Origin of the sequence: Rhizobium sp. BK049, from assembly GCF_014193135.1 — a bacterium.
GTDB lineage: Bacteria > Pseudomonadota > Alphaproteobacteria > Rhizobiales > Rhizobiaceae > Rhizobium.
Genome location: NZ_JACHYV010000043.1, coordinates 1 through 21,167, shown reverse-complemented (window position 1 = coordinate 21,167; position 21,167 = coordinate 1). Strand labels below are relative to the sequence as shown.

Annotated in this window: 22 protein-coding genes and 1 tRNA gene; 10 read left to right on the top strand and 13 right to left on the bottom strand. The window is 61.2% G+C overall.

Features of this window, described 5'->3' with window-relative positions:
- Window positions 1-57 precede the first annotated feature (57 nt).
- From rimM to leuC, 6 genes are all read left to right on the top strand, one after another.
- A complete protein-coding gene (gene rimM, locus FHT70_RS28645; protein WP_097598324.1) occupies window positions 58-624 on the top strand; it encodes a ribosome maturation factor RimM in 567 nt (188 codons plus the stop codon).
- On the top strand, window positions 624-1,325 hold the full coding sequence (trmD, locus tag FHT70_RS28640) for a tRNA (guanosine(37)-N1)-methyltransferase TrmD (RefSeq protein ID WP_183706511.1): 702 nt from the start codon (window positions 624-626) through the stop codon (window positions 1,323-1,325). Before rimM ends, trmD begins: the two co-directional genes overlap by 1 nt.
- Window positions 1,326-1,536: 211 nt before the next feature.
- Window positions 1,537-2,073, top strand: coding sequence for a 50S ribosomal protein L19 (rplS, locus tag FHT70_RS28635; protein WP_085779771.1), 537 nt, complete (start codon window positions 1,537-1,539; stop codon window positions 2,071-2,073).
- 139 nt (window positions 2,074-2,212) lie between these two features.
- On the top strand, window positions 2,213-3,010 hold the full coding sequence (locus tag FHT70_RS28630) for a basic amino acid ABC transporter substrate-binding protein (protein ID WP_183706509.1): 798 nt from the start codon (window positions 2,213-2,215) through the stop codon (window positions 3,008-3,010).
- A gap of 18 nt (window positions 3,011-3,028) precedes the next feature.
- Window positions 3,029-3,847 (top strand): amino acid ABC transporter permease, encoded by an 819-nt coding sequence (locus FHT70_RS28625; protein ID WP_085779773.1) that lies wholly within the window; start codon window positions 3,029-3,031, stop codon window positions 3,845-3,847.
- A gap of 273 nt (window positions 3,848-4,120) precedes the next feature.
- Entirely contained in the window at window positions 4,121-5,530 is a 1,410-nt protein-coding gene (gene leuC, locus FHT70_RS28620) for a 3-isopropylmalate dehydratase large subunit (protein ID WP_183706507.1), read from the top strand.
- 108 nt (window positions 5,531-5,638) lie between these two features.
- Here leuC and FHT70_RS28615 read toward each other — a convergent pair whose 3' ends face one another.
- Window positions 5,639-6,469 (bottom strand): aldo/keto reductase, encoded by an 831-nt coding sequence (locus tag FHT70_RS28615; protein WP_183706505.1) that lies wholly within the window; start codon window positions 6,467-6,469, stop codon window positions 5,639-5,641.
- Between the two features lie 131 nt (window positions 6,470-6,600).
- Window positions 6,601-7,122 carry a L,D-transpeptidase gene (locus FHT70_RS28610; RefSeq protein WP_183706503.1) on the bottom strand — a complete coding sequence of 174 codons (522 nt, stop codon included), beginning with the start codon at window positions 7,120-7,122 and terminating at the stop codon, window positions 6,601-6,603.
- A gap of 168 nt (window positions 7,123-7,290) precedes the next feature.
- On the opposite strand from FHT70_RS28610, the gene FHT70_RS28605 reads away from it, so the two are divergent.
- On the top strand, window positions 7,291-7,974 hold the full coding sequence (locus tag FHT70_RS28605) for a response regulator transcription factor (protein ID WP_011427159.1): 684 nt from the start codon (window positions 7,291-7,293) through the stop codon (window positions 7,972-7,974).
- A 130-nt stretch (window positions 7,975-8,104) separates the two neighbouring features.
- Entirely contained in the window at window positions 8,105-8,560 is a 456-nt protein-coding gene (locus FHT70_RS28600; RefSeq protein WP_011427160.1) for a cyclic nucleotide-binding domain-containing protein, read from the top strand.
- 50 nt (window positions 8,561-8,610) lie between these two features.
- Here the strand turns inward: FHT70_RS28600 and FHT70_RS28595 are convergent, their stop codons facing one another.
- From FHT70_RS28595 to tesB, 7 genes are all read right to left on the bottom strand, one after another.
- A complete protein-coding gene (locus tag FHT70_RS28595; protein WP_183706501.1) occupies window positions 8,611-9,396 on the bottom strand; it encodes an ATP-grasp domain-containing protein in 786 nt (261 codons plus the stop codon).
- Window positions 9,396-10,199, bottom strand: coding sequence for an exodeoxyribonuclease III (locus tag FHT70_RS28590; protein WP_183706499.1), 804 nt, complete (start codon window positions 10,197-10,199; stop codon window positions 9,396-9,398). Before FHT70_RS28590 ends, FHT70_RS28595 begins: the two co-directional genes overlap by 1 nt.
- Before the next feature lie 100 nt (window positions 10,200-10,299).
- Entirely contained in the window at window positions 10,300-10,968 is a 669-nt protein-coding gene (locus FHT70_RS28585) for an outer membrane lipoprotein carrier protein LolA (RefSeq protein WP_064805551.1), read from the bottom strand.
- A gap of 139 nt (window positions 10,969-11,107) precedes the next feature.
- Window positions 11,108-13,777, bottom strand: coding sequence for a DNA translocase FtsK (locus FHT70_RS28580; protein ID WP_097598222.1), 2,670 nt, complete (start codon window positions 13,775-13,777; stop codon window positions 11,108-11,110).
- A gap of 243 nt (window positions 13,778-14,020) precedes the next feature.
- Window positions 14,021-15,445: an ammonium transporter gene (locus FHT70_RS28575; RefSeq protein WP_183706497.1), complete on the bottom strand. Its 1,425-nt coding sequence runs from the start codon at window positions 15,443-15,445 to the stop codon at window positions 14,021-14,023.
- A gap of 27 nt (window positions 15,446-15,472) precedes the next feature.
- Window positions 15,473-15,823, bottom strand: a complete 351-nt coding sequence (locus FHT70_RS28570; protein ID WP_003543684.1) for a P-II family nitrogen regulator — start codon at window positions 15,821-15,823, stop codon at window positions 15,473-15,475.
- 210 nt (window positions 15,824-16,033) lie between these two features.
- A complete protein-coding gene (gene tesB / locus FHT70_RS28565) occupies window positions 16,034-16,918 on the bottom strand; it encodes an acyl-CoA thioesterase II (RefSeq protein ID WP_183706495.1) in 885 nt (294 codons plus the stop codon).
- Window positions 16,919-17,002: 84 nt separating this feature from the next.
- Here tesB and FHT70_RS28560 point away from each other — a divergent pair, with 84 nt between their 5' ends.
- Complete coding sequence (locus tag FHT70_RS28560) at window positions 17,003-18,217, top strand: ubiquinone biosynthesis hydroxylase (RefSeq protein ID WP_183706493.1); 1,215 nt, start codon at window positions 17,003-17,005, stop codon at window positions 18,215-18,217.
- A gap of 15 nt (window positions 18,218-18,232) precedes the next feature.
- Here FHT70_RS28560 and FHT70_RS28555 read toward each other — a convergent pair whose 3' ends face one another.
- From FHT70_RS28555 to FHT70_RS28540, 4 genes are all read right to left on the bottom strand, one after another.
- A complete protein-coding gene (locus FHT70_RS28555) occupies window positions 18,233-18,421 on the bottom strand; it encodes a Trm112 family protein (RefSeq protein WP_003567459.1) in 189 nt (62 codons plus the stop codon).
- A 9-nt stretch (window positions 18,422-18,430) separates the two neighbouring features.
- Window positions 18,431-19,117 (bottom strand): LON peptidase substrate-binding domain-containing protein, encoded by a 687-nt coding sequence (locus FHT70_RS28550; protein ID WP_176536246.1) that lies wholly within the window; start codon window positions 19,115-19,117, stop codon window positions 18,431-18,433.
- Between the two features lie 74 nt (window positions 19,118-19,191).
- The gene (gene trxA, locus FHT70_RS28545) at window positions 19,192-20,166 is read right to left on the bottom strand and encodes a thioredoxin (protein WP_183706492.1); all 975 of its coding nucleotides are present in this window, start codon (window positions 20,164-20,166) and stop codon (window positions 19,192-19,194) included.
- Between the two features lie 56 nt (window positions 20,167-20,222).
- Window positions 20,223-20,732 (bottom strand): prolyl-tRNA synthetase associated domain-containing protein, encoded by a 510-nt coding sequence (locus FHT70_RS28540; protein WP_085780232.1) that lies wholly within the window; start codon window positions 20,730-20,732, stop codon window positions 20,223-20,225.
- Window positions 20,733-20,990: 258 nt separating this feature from the next.
- Here FHT70_RS28540 and FHT70_RS28535 point away from each other — a divergent pair.
- Window positions 20,991-21,065: transfer RNA gene (locus FHT70_RS28535), tRNA-Gly, on the top strand.
- Window positions 21,066-21,167: the final 102 nt, after the last annotated feature.

Genomic DNA, 21,167 nt, shown 5'->3' with positions numbered 1-21,167 from the left:
AATCGCCCGCACTTCGTTTATGAGAAACCTGTCTTTCGGCTTCACATGAAGGAACCCATGACAAAGCTTGAAAACCCGGTTTTGATGGCTACCATCGGCGGCGCACAGGGCCTCAGGGGCGAGGTGCGCGCCAAGGCCTACACGGCCGATCCGACCGCGCTCGGCGATTATGGCCTTCTGCACAGCATGGACGGGCGCAGCTTCGAAATCCTCGAAATCCGCGAGATGAAGAACGTCGTCGTTGTCCGTTTCCGCGGCATTAACGACCGCAACGCCGCCGAAGCGCTGAACGGACTCGAACTCTATATCGAGCGAGACAACCTGCCGGACGAGGAGCTTGAGGACGACGAATTCTACTATGCCGATCTCGAAGGGCTCGAAGCGCTTGATGACAAAGGCGTCAGCTACGGGACGGTCACCGGTGTATTCGATTTCGGCGCCGGCGATCTCCTGGAGCTCAAGGGCCCGGGCAAGCGCCCGGTCCTCATTCCCTTCTCGGAAGCCTCGGTGCTGGAAATCGATCTCGAAGCCGGTACGCTGCTGATCGATCCGCTGGCGGCGGGACTGGTCGATGAGCCCGAGCTGTCGCAGTTCACTGCGGGCAAGCCGAAAAAGAAGAAGTAATGGCTTTCCGGGCGCGCATACTGACACTTTATCCGGAAATGTTTCCGGGGCATCTTGGCTTCTCGCTCGCCGGCAAGGCGATGGAGCGTGGGCAATGGTCGCTGGATCTGGTGCAAATACGTGATTTCGCCACTGATAGACACCGCACCGTCGACGACACCCCGGCGGGCGGCGGCGCCGGCATGGTGCTGAAGGCAGACGTTCTTGCTCGCGCGATCGACAGCGGCGGTGAGAATGATCCCCGGCCGCGCCTGCTGATGAGCCCGCGCGGGCGGCCGCTGACTCAGCAGCGCGTGCGTGAGCTTGCGGCGGGTGACGGTGTCATCATCGTCTGCGGTCGCTTCGAGGGCGTCGACCAGCGGGTGATCGAGGCACGCGGATTGGAAGAGGTCTCGATCGGCGATTACGTGCTGTCGGGTGGCGAACCGGCGGCGCTGGTTCTGCTTGATGCGATCATCCGCATCCTGCCCGGCGTTATGGGCAACGATCTTTCCGGCCTGCACGAAAGCTTCGAGGGCGGCCTGCTGGAACATCCCCATTATACCCGCCCCCAAGAGTGGGAAGGCCGGGAAATTCCCTCCGTCTTGACGTCCGGCAACCACGGGGCCATCGAGAAATGGCGCCACCAGGAAGCGGTGCGACTGACGCGGGAACGGCGGCCGGACTTGCTCGATAGCGTTAAAACCGAGAAAAACGGCTGATTTCGCCGGCCTTTTCACAAAAATGTCGTGCGAGGGATGACAAGCCCCGGCCTTTCGTGTATTGGCGCACGCGGAAATGGGGTTAGCCCCGTCTGCCAGCAAACAAAGAATGGCGAATCCGCTCCCGCCCGCAAGGGCAAAATCCTGAGGCTAACCCAAAGGATCAGTGTCGAGCGCTCTGGCTGTTTCAGAAGAACCAAAGGTTAAGACGATGAACATCATCCAGCAGCTTGAGGCCGAACAGGCCGCCAAGATCGAAGCCAAGCGCACCCTCCCCGAGTTCTCCCCGGGCGACACCGTCCGCGTCAACGTGAAGGTTACGGAAGGCAACCGTACCCGCGTTCAGGCCTATGAAGGCGTCTGCATCGCCCGCTCCGGCGGCGGCCTGCAGGAAAACTTCACGGTCCGCAAGATCTCCTACGGAGAAGGCGTCGAGCGCGTATTCCCGGTCTACTCGCCGCTGATCGAAAGCGTCGACGTCGTTCGTCGCGGTAAGGTCCGTCGCGCCAAGCTCTATTACCTCCGCGACCGTCGCGGCAAGTCCGCTCGTATCGTCGAAGACACCGGCGTTCGCGCCCGCAAGCTCAACGACGCCGAACGCGCTGCTGTCGCCGAGGAGAAGGCCCGTATCGAAGCCGAGAAGGTTGCAGCCGCCCAGGCGCTCGCCGCCGAAAAGGCAGCAGCAGAAGCTGCCGAAGCCAAGGCCGCTGCTGAAGCAGCCGCCGCAGCGGAACCGGCAGCAGAATAAGATCTGCGCAAAATTCTATTCCTGGAAAGGCGGCCTTCGGGTCGCCTTTTCTATTTTTTGCTTCGCCACGCAGCCGGCGGCCTTGCCTCACACCCATCTTCCGTGACAGTTTTTGCCGTTCATTTGAGGGAACCGTTCAATGTTGTTTCGCCGCACCGTTCTTGCTGGCTTTGCCGCCCTTGCTCTTCTGCCGCTTGCCGCATCGGCCGCCGAACTGCCGGATCTTGGCGGCAAGACCGTCGTCGTCGTCACCGAGAATGCCTATCCGCCGCTGCAGTTCGTCGACCCGAAATCCGGCAAGGCGATCGGCTGGGAATATGATGCGATGAACGAGATCGCCAAGCGGCTGAATTTCAAGGTCGAGTACCAGAACACCAGCTGGGACGCGATGATCCAGGCGGTTTCCGACGGCCAGTACAACATCGGCATGACCGGCATCACGATCAAGGACGACCGCAAGCAGAAGGTGGATTTCTCCGATCCTTATATGCGCTCGCAGCAATTCATGCTGGTGCGCGGCGACGAGAAGCGCTTCACCGACGCCAAGTCCTTTGGTGAATTCAAGGAAGGCCTGATCGGCGCCCAGCCCGGCACCTCGCCTTTCTACACAGCCGTCTATGAAATCCTCGACGGCAACGAACAGAACCCGCGCATCAAGCTTTTCGAAACATTCGGCGCAACCGTGCAAGCCCTGAAAACAGGCGACGTCGATCTCGTCCTCACCGACAGCGTCGCTGCCAAGGGCTATGTCGATTCTTCGAACGGCGCCCTCAAGGTGGTCGGAGAGCCGCTCGGCACCGAGGACTTCGGCTTCATCTTCCCGAAGGGTTCCGATCTCGTCGCTCCCATCAACGCCGCGATCGCAGCGCTGAAGGCTGACGGCACCTTCGACGCACTGAACAAGAAATGGTTCCTCGACTACAAGATGGGCGAATAATCCGCCGAGCGATCGCAGATGGCGCCACAACCATCCCCGCGACACGAGAAGGACGACCGTCCCTGGTGGCTGGCCGTCCTTGTCCTGATCGGCATCGTTCTCGCCGTCGTCATCATCACCAATGACATTTACACCCAGGTCTTCCGAACCGTGGTGAATGGCGTCGGCGTCACCGTGTTCGTGACGCTCGTCGCCTTTGCGCTGGCAACCGTGCTTGGTCTCGGCATCGCGCTGCTCGGGCTGGCCGACAGCATCGTGCTGCGCCAGATCGCCCGCTTCTACATCGAGATCATCCGCGGCATCCCTATGCTGGTGCTGCTCTTCTACGTCGCCTTCGTCGGTGCGCCCGGTTTCGTCACGACGTATAACTTCATCATCACGCCCTTGGTGAAATCAGGTATCGCCGAGCCGATCCTGGTGCGCGACCTGTCGCTGATGTGGCGGGCCATCATCGCGCTGATGATCGGCTATTCATCCTTCATCGCCGAGGTCTTCCGAGCCGGCTTTCAATCGGTCGATATCGGTCAGATCGAGGCGGCAAAGTCGCTCGGCCTGTCGCGCTACCGCCGGTTCCGGCTCGTTGTCTTCCCGCAGGCGATCCGGGTCATCCTCCCGCCGCTCTCCAACGATTTCGTCTCGATGGTGAAGGATTCGTCTCTCGTGTCGGTGCTCGGCGTGGCCGACATCACGCAGATGGGTAAGGTCTATGCCTCCGGCTCCTTCCGCTTCTTCGAGACCTATTCGATCGTCACCTATATCTATCTGATCCTGACGATCGGACTGTCGCTGGCGCTGCGGCGGATCGAGAAGAAGATGAAGCAGATGCCGCGACACTAAACACCTGCGTCCATTCGGATGCAGAAAGGACGCGCCTCACGATTCGAATTGCCGTTTCGATCAAAAATCGCTATATCCAGCGCCATGGAATCCAAGTTCAGTTGCATCGGCGCGCATATATTCGTGCTGCAGGATCATTATCGCCTGCCGGCGCGGTTCTTTGCATGCGTCTCCGGTGCGCTCAACAGCCGACTTCGTTGATCGAATGACGGCCGGCGGAGCCTGATCCGCTTTTTCCGATTTTCCAAAGCTTCCAAAAACGGACTTACCGCCATGAGCGCACCGCGTACCCTCTACGACAAGATCTGGGACGACCACCTGGTCGACGAGCAGGCAGACGGCACCTGTCTTCTCTACATCGACCGCCACCTGGTCCATGAAGTCACCTCGCCGCAGGCTTTCGAAGGCCTGCGCATGTCCGGCCGCAAGGTTCGCGCCCCTGAAAAGACGCTCGCCGTCGTCGACCACAATGTTCCGACCTCGGCCGACCGCCATCTCGGCATCAAGAACGAGGAAAGCCGCATCCAGGTCGAGCAGCTCGCCAAGAACGCTGCCGAATTCCACGTCGAATATTATTCCGAGAACGATAAGCGCCAGGGCATCGTCCACATCATCGGGCCGGAACAGGGCTTCACCCTGCCGGGCATGACGATTGTCTGCGGCGACAGCCACACCTCCACCCATGGCGCCTTCGGCTCGCTCGCCCACGGCATCGGCACATCTGAGGTCGAGCACGTTCTCGCCACCCAGACGCTGATCCAGAAGAAGGCCAAGAACATGCTGGTGCAGGTCGACGGCCAGCTGCCGGCAGGCGTCACCGCCAAGGATATCGTTCTTGCCATCATCGGCGAGATCGGCACCGCAGGCGGCACCGGCTACGTCATCGAATATGCCGGCGAAGCGATCCGCGCGCTGTCGATGGAAGGCCGCATGACGATCTGCAACATGTCGATCGAAGGCGGCGCCCGCGCTGGCCTCATCGCCCCTGACGAAACCACCTTCGAATATATCAAGGGCAAGCCGCGCGCACCGAAGGGCGAAGCGCTGGAACAGGCGATCGCCTACTGGAAGACGCTGAAATCAGACGAAGGCGCTCATTTCGACCGCGTCGTCAAACTGAACGCCGCCGAACTGCCGCCGATCGTCTCCTGGGGGTCTTCCCCTGAGGACGTCGTCTCCGTCCAGGGCATCGTACCCAATCCGGATGAAATCCAGGACGAAACGAAGCGTGCCTCCAAGTGGCGTGCGCTTGACTATATGGGCCTGAAGCCGGGCACGAAGATGACCGACATCGCTGTCGATCGCGTCTTCATTGGCTCGTGCACCAACGGCCGCATCGAAGACCTTCGCGCCGCTGCCAAGGTCGTCGAGGGCAAGACCGTCGCCTCGACCGTCAACGCGATGATCGTCCCCGGCTCCGGCCTCGTCAAGGAACAGGCGGAAGCCGAAGGCCTCGACAAGATCTTCAAGGCCGCCGGTTTTGACTGGCGCGAGCCGGGTTGCTCCATGTGCCTTGCCATGAACGACGACCGCCTTAAGCCGGGCGAGCGTTGCGCCTCGACCTCGAACCGAAATTTCGAAGGCCGTCAGGGTTTCAAGGGCCGCACGCATCTCGTCTCGCCGGCCATGGCCGCCGCCGCCGCAATTGCCGGGCACTTCGTCGATATCCGCGAGTGGAACTGATCCGTCCGACGGAATGAAAGATAAAGCCGCCCGATGCGTCTGCGCGCATCGGGCGGCTTTTACATTGCGGCGCCGACAGCCGATCGGCGGTGTTCGCGCAACCGGCGATCAGAAAGCCGCCGTCATCGGATCCGGACCCATGCGGGCGCCAGCATTGTCGAGCTTGGCAATCTCCGCCATGTCGTCGGCATCGAGCTTGAAGTCGAACACCTGGAAGTTCTCCTCGATGCGCGACGGCGTGACCGACTTCGGGATGACGACGAGGCCGGTATCGATATGCCAGCGGATGATCACCTGGGCCGGTGTCTTCCGATGTTTCTTGGCAATCTCGCCGATGACCTTGTTCGAGATGAATTTGCCCTGACCGAGCGGACTCCACGATTCGGTGGCGATATTCAGTTTCTTGTGAACCTCCTGCGCCGCCTTCTGTTGAAAGTCGGGATGCAGTTCGATCTGGTTGATCACCGGAACGACGCCGGTCTCGCCGATGATGCGCTCGAGATGTTCGGGATAGAAGTTCGACACGCCGATCGAGCGGGCGCGGCCCTCTTCGCGGATGCGCACGAACGCTTTCCAGGTCTCGGTGTAGAGGCCGCGATGCGGCGACGGCCAGTGAATGAGATAGAGGTCGACATAGTCGGAGCCGAGCTTCTTGAGGCTGCCGTCGAAGGCGCGCAACGCATTGTCGTAGCCCTGGTCGGTATTCCTGAGTTTGGTGGTGACGAAGATATCCTTTCGGTCGAGGCCGGACGAGCGGATGCCTTCGCCAACACCCTCTTCATTGTCGTAACCCGAAGCCGTATCGATATGCCGATAGCCGGCGGCAATGGCAGTGCGTACCGTCGGCGCGGCAATCTCCTGCGGCGTCTGCCAGACGCCGAGACCGACCTGGGGAACGGAATGTCCGTCATGGAAAGTGATGATGGGTTGAGCGGTCACAATATATCTCCGGGAGTTTGAAGAATTGGACGAGGCATGGATTGCGCCCGCACCTGCGGACGTCCCGGAACGCATTTCAGCCGGAGCGTTCGGTCACCGGAACCATATAGGTGCCGGCATCCTGAAGACAATCAGAGGACCCGGACAATCGTTCCCTTTCGAAGGTGGGGCAGAAGGCGGCGCATGTCACGCAGGCTTACGGCTACGCAGCCGGCCGTCGGCTCGTAGCCAGGCCTGATGAGATGGAAGAAGATCGCCGAACCGCGGTTGCGCAGCCGCGAGGAAATGTTCCAGTCCATGACAAGGCAGATATCGTAGAGGCAGTCACTACGCCGCATCTCCTCATGACTTGCGCCGAATGGCGCCTGCACGAGGCGATTGTAGTTGGCGTTGCCGGGCTGGTCGCACCAGAGCATGTCTGCTCGGATGCGGCGAATGGGGAGCGAGGTGATGAGCTGACCGTTCCGTTCACCGCGCCGGAAGCCGGAAATCAGCCGCATTGCCGCGATCGGCGTGGCGCCGTCGCCCTCGCGTTTGAAGATGGTACGGCCCGAACGGCCGATCGCTGCAGGGATGGTGATTGCGCCGAATCGGACGATGGCGCGGCTCTTCTTCCCTGGCGCGGGGCGCACCACGATCGTCGATGGCCGCATGCCCCGGCTCCGCCTTGCTTTTTCCATTTTTCTCGCATGTCTTGCATTGCCTGAGGCCGTGATTGAAATCATATGAAAAGCTGCGCGGCAACAGCCCCGCCGGCCGATCCTTGCCAAAGCTGGAATTTGGCGTAGGACTAGGGGACTAAACTTTGAGGACGCAACGGCATGACCGCACGCACCATTCTTCTGGTGGATGACGACGAGGACCTTCGTCAGACCCTGACGGAGCAATTGTCGCTTTATGAGGAATTCACGGTTCTGCAGGAAGCCAACGCCGGCAAAGGTGTTGCGACCGCTCGTTCGACGCCGGTCGATCTCTTGATCATGGATGTCGGCCTGCCCGATATGGACGGCCGCGAAGCGGTGAAGCTCCTGCGCAAGGGCGGCTTCAAGGCGCCGATCATCATGCTAACCGGCCACGATACCGATTCGGACACGATCCTCGGTCTTGAAGCCGGCGCCAACGATTATGTCACCAAGCCCTTCCGCTTCGCTGTGCTGCTGGCGCGCATCCGCGTGCAATTGCGCCAGCACGAGCAGAGCGAAGACGCAACCTTTACCGTCGGCCCGTATCTCTTCAAGCCGAGCCAGAAACTGCTCACCACCGACAACGGCCAGAAGATCCGCCTGACGGAAAAGGAAGCGGCGATCATCCGCTATCTCTACCGCGCCGAACAGAAGGTCGTCACCCGGGACGTGCTTCTTGAAGAGGTCTGGGGCTACAATTCCGGTGTAACCACGCACACGCTGGAAACCCATGTGTACCGGCTGCGCCAGAAGATCGAGCGCGATCCCTCCAACGCCGAAATTCTGGTGACGGAAAACGGCGGCTACAAGATCATACCCTAGAGCATTCCGTTTTCTCCAGAGATGCTCTAACTCTTTGTTTTCACGTAGCTCCCAGCAAAAGCGTTTGACGCTTTTCCTGGCAAAACCGCCAGGCGCTTCTGTTGGAATTGCTCTAAGGCGAAAAGCCGACATGGCGCTGACCGACGACATTCATCTGCTTTCCCAGCTTCCGCTGTTCAAGGACATGAGCGAGGACCAGTTGCGGTTGATCGCGTTCGGCGCCGACCGGCGCATGATCGCCGCCGGCCAGATGCTGTTCCGCCAAGGCTCCCCGGCCGAGAGCGCCTACGTCGTCTTGAGCGGCAGCCTGGAACTCAGCACGACGAGCAGCGACGGCATGCAGCGGGCGGAGGCTGTCGCCGGACCGGGAACACTGATTTCGGAGCTGGCGCTGGTCACCCTGGTGGAGCGCAAGTTCACCGCGATCGCGCGCGAAGACACAAGCATCATCCGCATCACCCGCGCCCTCTTCCATCGGCTACTCGAGGAATATCCCGATGCGGCCCGCCTGATCGAAAACCGCATCCGCGACAATCTCGCCGAACTTGCGGCAAAGGCTGCAAGCCAGTTCCATCGATTCAGCTGAATCTTGCCAGAGCGCCGGGCAATGATGGAGCGCAGCCCAGGAGCGTAAGCTCAGCCGCGGCCGAGGCCGTCGATCGCCGCCGCAAGCTTCACGAGATCTGAAGCGTAGAACCCGGCGGCATTGATGCAGTTCGTTTCGAGCAGCTTCAGTCCCTCTTCGGTACGGCAGACATCGATGACATAGGCCGGCGAGTAGCCGGGGTTGATGTCCACCATGCGCTGCCCGAACTCCAGCACATCGTCATCGATCTCGTAACGGTGGGTGACACGTGAACCATCCTTGTAGAGCGAATAGGTGACAATCCGATCATTGACGGGCCAGAGACGCCATTCACGCAGGATGCGCACAGGCTTGGTGAGCATCAGCAGCGTGTCATGGCGAAGCGATCCTGCCGGGATTTCCTCTTCGTCAAGCGCAAGCACACGCTCCGCCATCCGGACGATCTCGCCCGTCGATTTCACGGTGCCGGGCTCTTCCTTGCTGTCGTCGACGGGGCGCAGGAACCATTCCCTCCCATCATCGGCCAGGCGCCTCGGGATGTCTCGGAGCGTCAGGAACAGCGCGTCGGCTCCGTTCAGGAGATAGGGATGCCACGCCTTTTCCTGGACGAACGGACGGAGCTTGAACACGCCCGGCCAGTAGCCGTTCGCCTCGGCGTTCTTCCACAGTGAATAGGAGCCGAACATCACCACGGAGCCGGGATCCGGGACGACCGGCTCGGGGATGAGCTCGCCGACGAACGGGACGACTTTGTGCCATGTATACGAGATACCGAGCTGGTCGAGCGTCTCGGCCAGCTTCTGGGTGTCTTCGAACTGCTGAAGAAGCCACTGCATCAGAAGTCGAAATGCGCCGTGACCGGCACATGATCCGACGGCCGGTCCCAGCCGCGCGCTTCCTTCAGGATCTCGATCCGCTGGAGATGCGGCCCGAGATCGGATGAGGACCAGATGTGGTCGAGGCGACGGCCACGATCGGCAGCCTCCCAATCCTTGGCCCGGTAGCTCCACCAAGTATAAAGCTTCTCGCTTGCCGGCACGTGCTGGCGCATGAGATCGAGCCAGCCGCCGCGCTTCATCACCTCGATGAGCCCGTCGGTTTCAACAGGCGTATGGCTGACGATCTTCAGCAGCTGCTTATGCGACCAGACATCGTGCTCCAGCGGCGCGATATTGAGGTCGCCGACGAGGATGGCGGAGGTATTGGCCTCGCCATTGGCTTTCAACAGCTTCATCTCCTCGATGAAATCGAGCTTGTGGCCAAATTTCGGATTGATGGTGCGATCCGGCTCGTCGCCGCCGGCCGGGACGTAGAAATTGTGCAGCCGGACACGACGATTGCCGCGTTCGAACACCGCCGATATGTGGCGGGCATCGCCGACGCCGCAATAATCCTGCCGGTGATCCTCCGTCAGCGGAATGCGCGAGGCGATTGCGACCCCGTGATAGCCCTTCTGGCCATGGATGATGATGTGATCGTAGCCCATCGCCCGCAAAGGTGCTGCCGGGAAGAGCTCGTTCGGCACCTTGGTCTCCTGCAGGCAGAGAATGTCAGGCCTCTGTTTGAGCACGAGCTGCTCGACGAGCGGCATGCGCAGCCGCACCGAATTGATGTTCCAAGTCGTAATCGAAAAACCCATGCCCAAGCCCTTTCACACTTTCATGGAAGGGCTTTAGAACAAAGGCACGCAGGAGGAAACTGGCAGCGTGCAAAGGCTTCAGGCGATCAATCGAAAACCCTTAGTCGCGTGAAGCTGCCGTGCCGGGAATGCTCTCGTAGGGCACCCGGAAGACGCGGTCGTCGAACTGCACGCCCGTCTTCACGTTGAAGATCATCACCGACGTATCCTTGCCCTGGTTGTCGGTGATCGTCCACTGGCGCAGATCATAGGTCTTCGGATCGAACATCATGGTGATTGTCGAGTTTCCGAACACTGTATTGTTGCCGAGCGCGATCGTCGTCAGGTCCGACTCCTCCTTCACGCCCTTCACCATGCCGGCCGAAAGGTCGATATGCTGCGCCAGGAGCAGGCTGAGCGGAGTCTTCGAGAGCGGATAGAGATCCCAGGTCTTGAGCTTCATATTGCCGATGGCGACATTCTTGCCGTCGGCTATCACCCGCATCGGCGACGGGTCGTCGTAGTTGAAACGCAGCTTGCCGGGACGCTGGATGAAGAACTTGCCGCCGGTTTGTTCGCCGCGCGGACCGAACTGGACGAATTCGCCCTGCATCGTCGTGACGCCGGAGAAATGATCGGCGATTGCCTGCGCCGTGCCGGAGGCGGGCGCTGCCGCCTGCGCGATGGCGCTGAGAGGAACGGCGCTCGCCATAGCAGCGACGGCGAAAGCGCCGAGAAGATCGCGGCGCGTCATCGCCAGGCCGGAGAGGAAGGAATCGGAGTTACGCATCTAAATCTCCTTAATGCGATCTGCATGCCGCTGAAAGGCGGCGTCTTCAAGGCGTTGCGATCGGCGCGCGAAAAGCAACGGCGTTGATGCCGTTACGTTTCCGCCAAAGCGGTCACATCAGAAATATATGGCGCTTGTCTCAGCGGTCGAGGATGTCGCCCTCGGTCGGAACGAGGATTTCTCTTTTGCCGGCATGGTTGGCCGGCCCGATGATGCCTTCCTTCTCCATGCGCTCGATCAGCGAGGCGGCTCTATTATAGCCGATACCAAGTCGGCGTTGAACGTAAGAGGTCGAGGCCTTGCCGTCGCGCAGCACGATGGCGACGGCCTGATCATAGGGATCTTCCGAATCCGAAAGGTTCGACGTGCCGGCCGGGCCGCCGCCGCCATAATCGCCGTCCTCGTCGTCATCGGCGGTGATCGCATCGAGATATTGCGGCGAACCCTGCGTCTTCAGGTAGGAGACGATCTCTTCCACCTCGACATCAGAAACGAATGGGCCGTGGACGCGCTGGATGCGCCCGCCGCCCGCCATGTAGAGCATGTCGCCCATGCCGAGCAGCTGTTCGGCGCCCTGCTCCCCGAGAATCGTGCGGCTGTCGATCTTCGAGGTGACCTGGAAGGAGATGCGGGTCGGGAAGTTCGCCTTGATCGTGCCGGTGATGACGTCGACCGAAGGGCGCTGGGTCGCCATGATCACGTGGATGCCGGCCGCACGCGCCATTTGCGCCAGGCGTTGGACCGCGCCTTCGATATCCTTGCCGGCGACCATCATCAGATCGGCCATTTCGTCGATGATGACGACGATATAGGGCATCGGCTTCAGATCGAATTCCTCGGTCTCGTACATGGCTTCGCCGGTATGGCGGTCGAAGCCGGTCTGCACCGTGCGCGAGATCACCTCACCCTTCGACAAGGCTTGTTCGACCCGCGTGTTGAAGCCGTCGATGTTGCGCACGCCGATCTTCGACATCTTCTTGTAGCGCTCTTCCATCTCGCGCACCGTCCATTTCAGCGCGACGACGGCCTTCTTCGGATCGGTGACAACAGGCGAAAGCAGATGCGGAATGCCGTCATAGACGGAGAGTTCGAGCATCTTCGGGTCGATCATGATCAGCCGGCACTGTTCCGGCGTCATGCGGTAGAGCAGCGACAGGATCATCGTGTTGATGGCGACCGATTTGCCTGAACCGGTGGTGCCGGCGACGAGCAGGTGCGGCATCTTGGCGAGGTCGGCGATGACGGCTTCGCCGCCGATCGTCTTGCCGAGCGCCATGGCGAGCTTGGCCTTGCTGCCGTCGAAATCCCGCGACGCGATCAGTTCGCGGAGATAGACGGTCTCGCGTGTCTGGTTCGGGAGTTCGATACCGATCGCATTGCGGCCCGGCACGACGGCGACGCGGGCGGCAATGGCGCTCATCGAACGGGCGATATCGTCGGCAAGGCCGATGACGCGCGACGATTTGATGCCGGGCGCCGGCTCCAGTTCGTACAGCGTGACCACGGGGCCGGGACGGACATGAATGATTTCGCCCTTGACGCCGAAATCCTCGAGCACGCCTTCGAGCATGCGGGCATTCTGCTCCAGCGCATCGGCCGACAGTGTCGAATCGCGCACCACGTTCCTGGGCTCGGCGAGCAAATGCATCGAGGGAAGCTGGAAGCCCTCGGGACGAATGAACGAGCCCTGCGCTTCCCGCTCGACACGCGCGCCGGGCTTCGGACGCGTGATCGCCGGGACGACGCGAGGCTCCGGCTTGGCGGCGGCTTTTGCCGGCGCACGGATCATCCAGTCGTCATCATCGTCGTCAGGCAGAATGTCGGCCGGACGCGGCGGCATGTCGGTATCGAAGGGCGGATCGTCGTCCTCATCCTCATCGTCGATGGAAAGCGATGGCGCGGCGACGCGGCGGAGCGAAGCCGAGCGCGGCTCCATCGACGGCTCGAGGCGCTCGCCGCGAACGGCCGGCGCTTTGGCGCGGACCGGTTCGTTCAGCGTGCCGAATTCATCGTCGTTGAAATCATAGGGCGATTCGAAATCACCCTGGCGCCGCTTGCGCGGTCCCATGCCGAACAGCCGGCGCAGCCGGCCCTGGCTCATGAACCAGGCATGCGTCATCGCGCCGCTGAAAGCGACCCAGCGCGATTCGTCCTCTTCCTCATCCTCGTCTCCGACCACCCGCGCCTTGCTTGTTGTCTCGACGTAATCGTCCTCGATTTCGTCATCGGTCTCGCTGCGGCCGACGAGGCCTGATGCAAAGAGCATCATCCAGGCCGTCGGCACGGCAAAAATGCAGCCGACAACCATGGCGAAGGTCCCTGTGGGATAGGCGCCGACGAAGAGTGCGGGAAAACGCAGAATCATATCGCCGATGACGCCGCCGATACCGTTCGGGATCGGCCAGGTGAGCGGCGGCGGAAAACAGCCGATGACGGCGGAGGAAAGCACGGAGCCGGCAAGCCAGGCGCCGATGCGGGCGGGAATGCGGTCGAAGCGACGGCCGGAGATCATCGTCAGCGCCCAGGCCACGATCGGCAGCATCGCCACGACACTGGCAAGCCCCAGAAACTGCATGACGATATCGGCAAAGGCAGCACCGCTGTAGCCGAGAATATTCGTCGGCAGGTTGGCAGTGGCGTAGGAATAGCTCGGATCGGCGACATTCCACGTCGCCAGCGCCGCAACTGAGAAAGCCAGCAGCAGAAAGATCGCAAAGCCGATGAGTGCCTGGATCTGCCGCAGCATGAATGCCGAGAAGGAGAACCGATCCGGACGGCCATCCATTGCCGGCGACGTGCTTCTTGCCATGTGTCTAACCCGTCCAATGCCTGAGGGCAGGCGAATCGCCGAAGCCTCGCCATGCCAAATGCGTCCGCTCTACCTAACCAGAGCCGGGTTAAAGCGATGTTAACCATGCATTCCGGCGTGCCCAATGCCGGCGATGAAAATAAAAAGGCCCGAACCGGTGGAAGGTTCGGGCCAAGAGCGGCTCTTGGTGAGAGCCGCGACGGGCTGTGTGGGGCGCCCTCACGCGGGCGCCCAAAGCCGAGATTACGAGTGATAGGCGGCTTCGCCGTGGGTCGCCAGGTCGAGACCTTCGCGCTCGGCCTCGACGGAGACGCGCAGGCCGATGACGACGTCGACGATCTTGTAGAGGATCGCCGAACCGATGCCCGACCACAGGAGGGTGGTGAGAACGCCCTTCGCCTGGTTCAAGAGCTGGGTTGCCGTGCCGGCATAGGTGGCGGCAAAATCAGCCGTCGAATAGTCGACAATGCCTGCACCGCCCAGCGCCGGATTGACGAGGATGCCGGTGCCGAGAGCGCCGATGATGCCACCGATGCAGTGGACGCCGAAGACGTCGAGGCTGTCGTCATAGTTGAACTTGTTCTTCACGACATCGACGAAGAAGTAGCAGATCGGCGAGACGACGAGGCCGAGAACGATCGAGCCCATCGGACCGGCAAAACCTGCCGCTGGCGTGATGGCGACGAGACCGGCGACGGCACCGGAAGCGCCGCCGAGCATCGAGGCCTTGCCGCGGGCGAGGCTTTCGACGATGCACCAGGACACGGCGGCGGCGGCCGTCGCGACGAAGGTGTTGATCATAGCAAGCGATGCATAGCCATTGGCTTCGAGGTTGGAGCCGGCATTGAAGCCGAACCAGCCGACCCAGAGCAGCGAGGCACCGACCATGGTCAGCGTCATCGAATGCGGAGCCATGATTTCCTTCTTATAGCCCGTGCGCTTGCCGAGCATGATGGCGCCGACAAGGCCGGCGATACCGGCATTGATGTGAACGACCGTGCCGCCGGCGAAGTCGATTGCGCCGTAAGAGAAGATCAGGCCGGCCGGTGCGCTGTAGGAGCTCGGGCCGCCCCAGAACCAGACCATGTGCGCCATCGGGAAGTAGATGAAGGTGACCCACAGCACGACGAAGAGCATGACGGCCGAGAACTTGACGCGTTCGGCGAAGGCGCCGACGATCAGGCCGGGCGTGATGCAGGCGAAGGTCATCTGGAAGACGATGAAGGTGTATTCCGGAATCGCGACGCCCTTCGAGAAGGTTTCGGCGAGCGACGATGTGTTGACGCCGGCGAGGAAGGCCTTGGAGAAGCCGCCGATGAAGCTGTTCAGCGAGCCGCCGTCGGTAAAGGCGAGCGAATAGCCGTAGGTTACCCAGATCAGCGACACGACCGCTGTGATCATGAAGACCTGCATCAGCACGGAGAGCATGTTTTTGGCGCGCACGAGACCGCCGTAGAAAAGCGCAAGGCCCGGGATGGTCATCAGAAGGACGAGCGCCGAGGAGACGAGCATCCAGGTATTGTCACCCTTGTCCATGGTGAAGGCAGGAGCAGCGGCGGCAGCAGCTGGCGCGGCAGTCTCCTGCGCAAAAGCGACGGCCGGCGCAAGAAGCGCGGCCGATGCAGCGCCGACGCGCGCAAAGGTGGAAGAAAACTTCGAGATTGACATTGGAAAAGGCTCCTTGATCTGCCGTTCTTACAGCGCTTCTGAATCGGTTTCGCCCGTACGGATGCGCACGGCATGGTCGATCGAATAGACGAAAATCTTGCCGTCACCGATCTGGCCGGTCTTGGCCGACGCCGCGATGGCTTCGACCGCCCTGTCGACAAGTTCCGATGCAACCGCGATTTCGATCTTGAGCTTCGGCAGGAAGCTGACCGCATATTCGGTGCCGCGATAGATTTCGGTATGCCCCTTCTGGCGCCCGTAGCCCTTCACTTCGGTTACTGTCAGGCCCTGAATGCCGATCGCCGTAAGGGCTTCGCGGACCTCATCGAGCTTGAACGGCTTGATAATAGCCATCACAATTTTCATCTGGTTTCCCATCCTTCGTTATCCTCGGCGCGGAGCCGACTCTCCTTGCCGCTGACGTTCCTGAACAGCGACCGGCGATATACATTCAAAGGACGTGCCAGATTCGAAGCCGAAGTTAACTTATTGAAAAATAAATGTTATAATTGGGAATGCCAATAAACAGGCAATTGACCGAGCAATAAGCGCACAAATAATGCGCAAATCTGCAAATATGCCTGTTATTTATTCATTTGCCTTTTTCCGAATCAATCCTTCTTGCGCGACCGACGCGATCAGCACACCTGTCCGGGTGAACAGGCTCCCGCGGGTTAATCCCCTGGCGCCCGAAGCCGAGGGGCTGTCCTGCGTATAGAGCAGCCAGTCGTCGAGTTTGCAGGGTCGGTGGAACCACATGGAGTGATCGAGACTTGCCACCTGCAGGCTCTGGTCGAAGATGGACGTTCCGTGGGCATAAAGCGACGTATCGAGCAGCGTCATGTCTGAGAGATAGGCAAGCACCGCCGCCTGATAGAGCCGGTCATCGGGAACCGGACCGGTGGCGCGCACCCAGACGTCCTGCCGGGGCTCGAGCTTCCTGTCGGAAAAATAATGGGTCAGCGAGACGGGACGGATCTCGATCGGCCGCTCGCGCTCCCAATATTTCCGGATCGCTTCCGGTGCATGCGCGAGATATTGCTCCTTGATCTGCTGCTCGCCAAGCAGCTCTTCGGGCATCGCCACCTCGGGCATGGCAATCTGGTGGTCGAAGCCTGCTTCCTCGACCTGGAAAGAAGCCGACAGCGCGAAGATTGCCTTGCCGTGCTGGATAGCGACGACGCGCCGGGTGTTGAAGCTCGATCCGTCGCGGATGCGCTCCACCTGGTAGATGATCGGTACCGAGGGATCGCCGGGGCGCATGAAATAAGCGTGCAGCGAATGAACGAAGCGCTTGGCCCCGATGGTGCGCTGTGCCGCCATCAGCGCCTGGCCGATGACCTGGCCGCCGAAGACCCGCTGCCAGCCGGCCTGCGGACTGCGGCCGCGGAAGATATCGACCTCGATCGGCTCCAGATCGAGCGTCGCAAGCAGCCTCTCCATCGCCGAAGGTTCGCTCGTCTCGCGCGTCATTTTGTATGCCTCCCGGCGGTAGGAAGTGAAGTTGCGATGATCTATATAGATCACATCTGAGGCACAAGGTACGGGAGCGGCGCGATGCTGGATATGCTGGTTGTGGGCGGGGGGTATGTCGGCCTTTCTGCGGCGGTCGCGGTCAAGCAGGCAGCGCCCCATCTGAACGTCGCGGTCGTGGAGGCCGCCCCCGAGCATGTCTGGAAAAACGATACGCGCGCTTCAGCCATCATCGCGGCGGCCTCAAAGATGCTCGAAGTCTTCGGCATCTGGGACGAGATAGAGCCTGAAGCGCAGCCGATCACCAAGATGATCGTCACCGATTCCCGGACCTCCGATCCGGTCCGTCCCGTATTCCTGACGTTCGACGGCGAAGTGGAGGAAGGCCGGCCCTTCGCACACATGATCCCGAACGTTGCCATGGTGACAGCACTGCGCGGTCTCTGCGAGCGGCTCGGCATCGACATCCGCCACGGGCTTGGGGCGACCGAATTCAAAACCCACGACAGCCATGCCGACGTCACGCTTTCGGACGGCAGCACGCTGGAATCCCGGCTGGTGATTGCCTGCGACGGCGTGCGCTCAAGGCTGCGCGATCTCGCCGGCATCAGGACCGTCACCTGGGACTATGGCCAGTCCGGCATTGTCGCGACCGTCGAACATGAGCGGCCGCATGACGGCTGTGCCGAAGAGCATTTTCTGCCGGCCGGCCCCTTCGCCATCCTGCCGCTCCGGAACAACCGCTCCTCGCTCGTCTGGACGGAACGCACGCATGATGCCGACAGGCTGGTTGCCGCCGACGATCTGATCTTCGAGGAGGAACTGGAACGCCGCTTCGGCCATAAGCTCGGGGCGCTCAAGGTCATCGGCGACAAACGCGCCTTTCCGCTCGGCCTGACGCTTGCCCGCGCCTTCGTCGCTCCACGTCTGGCGCTGGCCGGCGACGCCGCCCACGGCATCCATCCAATTTCGGGACAGGGCCTCAATCTCGGCTTCAAGGACGTGGCGGCGCTCGCCGAAACGATTGTCGAGGCCGACCGCCTCGGTCTCGATATCGGCTCGATCAACATCCTCGAGCGCTACCAGACCTGGCGGCGCTTCGACACCTTCCGTATGGGCGTGACGACCGACGTGCTGAACCGGCTCTTCTCCAACGACGCAATGCCGATCCGTATCGCTCGCGATGTCGGTCTCGGCATCGTCGACCGGCTGCCGCGCCTCAAATCCTTCTTCATCAGCCAGGCGGCCGGAACAGCGGCAAAGGATAATCCGCGGCTGCTGGCCGGCCAGACGATTTAGCCGAATTCGGAGAGGCTATTCGTCGAGGCGGCGGGCCTCGGACACCAGCATGATCGGAATGCCGTCGCGGATCGGATAGGCAAGCTGCGCCTTTTCCGAGACGAGCTCGTTGTGTTCGCGATCATAGGAAAGCCGGCCCTTGGAGAGCGGACAGACCAGGAGTTCCAGCAGTTTCGGATCGACGCGGCTCAGTTTTTCGTCCATGACCGCAGTTTACTGCAGAACCGTATCGGAGTCACCGAAGACCCGCGCCAGCACGATTTCGGTAATGGCGATCAGCGTCTCGGCCCGCGTCTTCAGGTCCGGCGCCTCCAGGAGCGCCTGTTTTTCAGCCGGCCCGAACGGCGACATCATGGCAAGTGAATTGACGAGCGTCAGGTTGCTGGCCCGCTCGACGCTCTCCCAGTCGGCCTCCAGCTTATTGGCATCGAGATAGGCCTTAAAAGCGGTCAGCAGCGCCGTACGGTCGACCGCCTCCTCCTCGTTCTCGGCCGAGAGATCGGCAATGAAGGGCGCGATGCGGAAGGTGCGGAAGGGATCGCTGGTCACCTTCTCCTCCAGGAGCCGGAAGCGGCAGACGCCGGTCAGCGACACGATATAGCGCCCGTCGCCGGTCTCGGCAAAGGAGGTGATGCGACCGAGGCAGCCGACGGCGGCAAGGTTGTGCTCGCCGCCCTTGTCCTCATGTTCGCCGAGTGCCGGCTGGACCATGCCGATCAGCCGGTTTCCGGCAAGGGCTGCATCCAGCATCGCCAGATAACGCGGCTCGAAGATGTTGAGGGGAAGCTGCCCGGCGGGCAGGAGGAGGGCCCCGGTCAGGGGGAAGACTGCGATCGCATCAGGCAGATCGCCCGGCTTCAGGTATCTGGCATTACCGACTTGCATGAAACCGTCCCGCATTCTGGTGGACGGGCGCGCCCGTCCTGACGAGAATGTGGTGCCCCCGCCCGAAAACGCAAGGGCGGATGTTCATCTTAAGAGAACAGCATTGCCGAAAGCTTGCGCCGCGCGGCAACCGTCGCCGGATCCTTGAAACCCCAGACCTCGAAGAACTGCAGCAGTTGCCGGCGGGCGCCGTCATCGTCGAAGGCGCGATCCTTGCGCATGATGAGAAGCAGATGTTCGGCGGCTTCCTCGCGCCGGCCTTCGACATTGAGGATCTTGGCGAGCTTCAGCCGCGCCTCGTGATTGTCGGGATTGGTCGCCAGCTCCTGCTCGAGCGCGACGGGATCGCCGAGCTTGCGCGCCTCCTCGATCTGGTCGAGCTTCTTCAGCACCGCCTGGATGCCGGCGTCCTTCGCAAGCTCCTCGGGCAGATCAGTCAGCGTTTCGCGGGCCCGCTGATGCTGGTTTGCGGCGATCATGCATTCGGCCATCCCGGCAAGCGCCTTGGCATTCTCCGGATCGGCCTGCATGACCGCGCCGTAAAGCTGCGCCGCCTCGTTGACGTTGCCAGCAGCGAGCAGCTCCGCCGCTTCCGTCAGCACGGCTTCGATTTCGGCCGCCTCATCGGCACCGGCAGGCCCGGCAATACGGTCGATGAACTGAGTGATCTGACTTTCCGGCACCGCACCCATGAAGCCGTCAGCCGGACGGCCGTTGACGAAGGCAATGACGGCGGGGATCGACTGGATTCCGAGCTGACCGGCAATCGAGGGATGGTCGTCGATGTTCATCTTGACCAGTCGAACGCGGCCCTTGGCTTCATTGACTACCTTCTCCAGGACCGGCGTCAGCTGCTTGCAGGGACCGCACCACGGCGCCCAGAAATCGACCAGCACCGGCTGTTTGCGCGACGCCTCAATGACGTCCTTGCCGAAATTCGCAGTCGTCGTGTCGCTGATGTAGCTGCCGGCCGCAGCCGCCGCTTCCGGCTGAGCGCCGAAGCTTGCCGTCGCCGACATCTGATTTCCGAAGGAACCATTATAGGGGTTGTTGCTGCCGCTCATAGGTATCTCCCGCCGCGCCGGTCCTGCCGGCGTCATTGTAGCGCTAAAATCGTATGTCAGGACGTCACTTTCAAGACAAGCGGCTTATGTCCGGTCGCTTCCATGAAACGGATGAGGTCGCCGCTCGCAATCGATGTTGTCGCATCGTTGGAGAGCGGATGGCAGTTGATGATTTCCTCGGCCATCAGATCGGCATCGAGCACGAAAGTGACGTTTCCGCCGATGTCGTTGATCGCGCCGAAGGCAGTGACCGCTCCCGGAATGACACCGAGATACTCCATCAGCTTCTCCGCTCTGCCGAAGGAGACCCGGCCGGACCCGCCAATAATGGTGTGAACCTGCTTGAGGTCGACCTCGGCATTCTCCTCCACCGTCAGCAGGAAATACCTGTCCTTCTTGTCCTTGATGAAAAGATTCTTCGTGTGGCCGCCGGGGATCGCGTCGCGCAACGCAACTGATTCGGCCACGGTGAAAACAGGCGCATGATCCACTGTCTTATGGGCGATGCCGAGCCCGTCGAGGAAGGCGAACAATTCTTCTCTTGTCTTGGGGGTATTATCGGACATCGGGCAATCCATCGAACGGAGATAAGGAAAAGTGGAGGCGTCCTGATTAAGTCCGTCCACAATATTTGGCAATCTTCGCAACCGACGCTCTGCCCCCAGTTTTGCGGCCTTTCCGCTCTGCCTCGCCGAACACCGAAATTTTTCTTCGTTTCTCCGTCATTTCCCTGTTGCATTTGAAAATCCGTTAGGCCATATAGCGCCCGTCGCCACGAGGCGGCGCCCACGGTCCAACGACTACCCCGGACCGATGCGGATTGAGCGGGTGTAGCTCAGGGGTAGAGCACAACCTTGCCAAGGTTGGGGTCGAGGGTTCGAATCCCTTCGCCCGCTCCAGTTTTTCTCTGTCCGACCCGGAGACATAGGTAACAGTTTGTCCCTAAGACATGGGTGACAACCTCGTGCCGAACGGGTTGTCGATGGTTTGTAAGGTTCTCT

Bases quoted from the DNA above. Each gene is read 5' to 3' on its own strand.
- rimM (WP_097598324.1), top strand. From the start codon at position 58: ATGACAAAGCTTGAAAACCCGGTTTTGATGGCTACCATCGGCGGCGCA.
- trmD (WP_183706511.1), top strand. From the start codon at position 624: ATGGCTTTCCGGGCGCGCATACTGACACTTTATCCGGAAATGTTTCCG.
- rplS (WP_085779771.1), top strand. From the start codon at position 1,537: ATGAACATCATCCAGCAGCTTGAGGCCGAACAGGCCGCCAAGATCGAA.
- FHT70_RS28630 (WP_183706509.1), top strand. From the start codon at position 2,213: ATGTTGTTTCGCCGCACCGTTCTTGCTGGCTTTGCCGCCCTTGCTCTT.
- FHT70_RS28625 (WP_085779773.1), top strand. From the start codon at position 3,029: ATGGCGCCACAACCATCCCCGCGACACGAGAAGGACGACCGTCCCTGG.
- leuC (WP_183706507.1), top strand. From the start codon at position 4,121: ATGAGCGCACCGCGTACCCTCTACGACAAGATCTGGGACGACCACCTG.
- FHT70_RS28610 (WP_183706503.1), bottom strand. From the start codon at position 7,122: ATGCGGCCATCGACGATCGTGGTGCGCCCCGCGCCAGGGAAGAAGAGC.
- FHT70_RS28605 (WP_011427159.1), top strand. From the start codon at position 7,291: ATGACCGCACGCACCATTCTTCTGGTGGATGACGACGAGGACCTTCGT.
- FHT70_RS28600 (WP_011427160.1), top strand. From the start codon at position 8,105: ATGGCGCTGACCGACGACATTCATCTGCTTTCCCAGCTTCCGCTGTTC.
- FHT70_RS28595 (WP_183706501.1), bottom strand. From the start codon at position 9,396: ATGCAGTGGCTTCTTCAGCAGTTCGAAGACACCCAGAAGCTGGCCGAG.
- FHT70_RS28590 (WP_183706499.1), bottom strand. From the start codon at position 10,199: ATGGGTTTTTCGATTACGACTTGGAACATCAATTCGGTGCGGCTGCGC.
- FHT70_RS28585 (WP_064805551.1), bottom strand. From the start codon at position 10,968: ATGCGTAACTCCGATTCCTTCCTCTCCGGCCTGGCGATGACGCGCCGC.
- FHT70_RS28580 (WP_097598222.1), bottom strand. From the start codon at position 13,777: ATGGCAAGAAGCACGTCGCCGGCAATGGATGGCCGTCCGGATCGGTTC.
- FHT70_RS28575 (WP_183706497.1), bottom strand. From the start codon at position 15,445: ATGTCAATCTCGAAGTTTTCTTCCACCTTTGCGCGCGTCGGCGCTGCA.
- FHT70_RS28570 (WP_003543684.1), bottom strand. From the start codon at position 15,823: ATGGGAAACCAGATGAAAATTGTGATGGCTATTATCAAGCCGTTCAAG.
- tesB (WP_183706495.1), bottom strand. From the start codon at position 16,918: ATGACGCGCGAGACGAGCGAACCTTCGGCGATGGAGAGGCTGCTTGCG.
- FHT70_RS28560 (WP_183706493.1), top strand. From the start codon at position 17,003: ATGCTGGATATGCTGGTTGTGGGCGGGGGGTATGTCGGCCTTTCTGCG.
- FHT70_RS28555 (WP_003567459.1), bottom strand. From the start codon at position 18,421: ATGGACGAAAAACTGAGCCGCGTCGATCCGAAACTGCTGGAACTCCTG.
- FHT70_RS28550 (WP_176536246.1), bottom strand. From the start codon at position 19,117: ATGCGGGACGGTTTCATGCAAGTCGGTAATGCCAGATACCTGAAGCCG.
- trxA (WP_183706492.1), bottom strand. From the start codon at position 20,166: ATGAGCGGCAGCAACAACCCCTATAATGGTTCCTTCGGAAATCAGATG.
- FHT70_RS28540 (WP_085780232.1), bottom strand. From the start codon at position 20,732: ATGTCCGATAATACCCCCAAGACAAGAGAAGAATTGTTCGCCTTCCTC.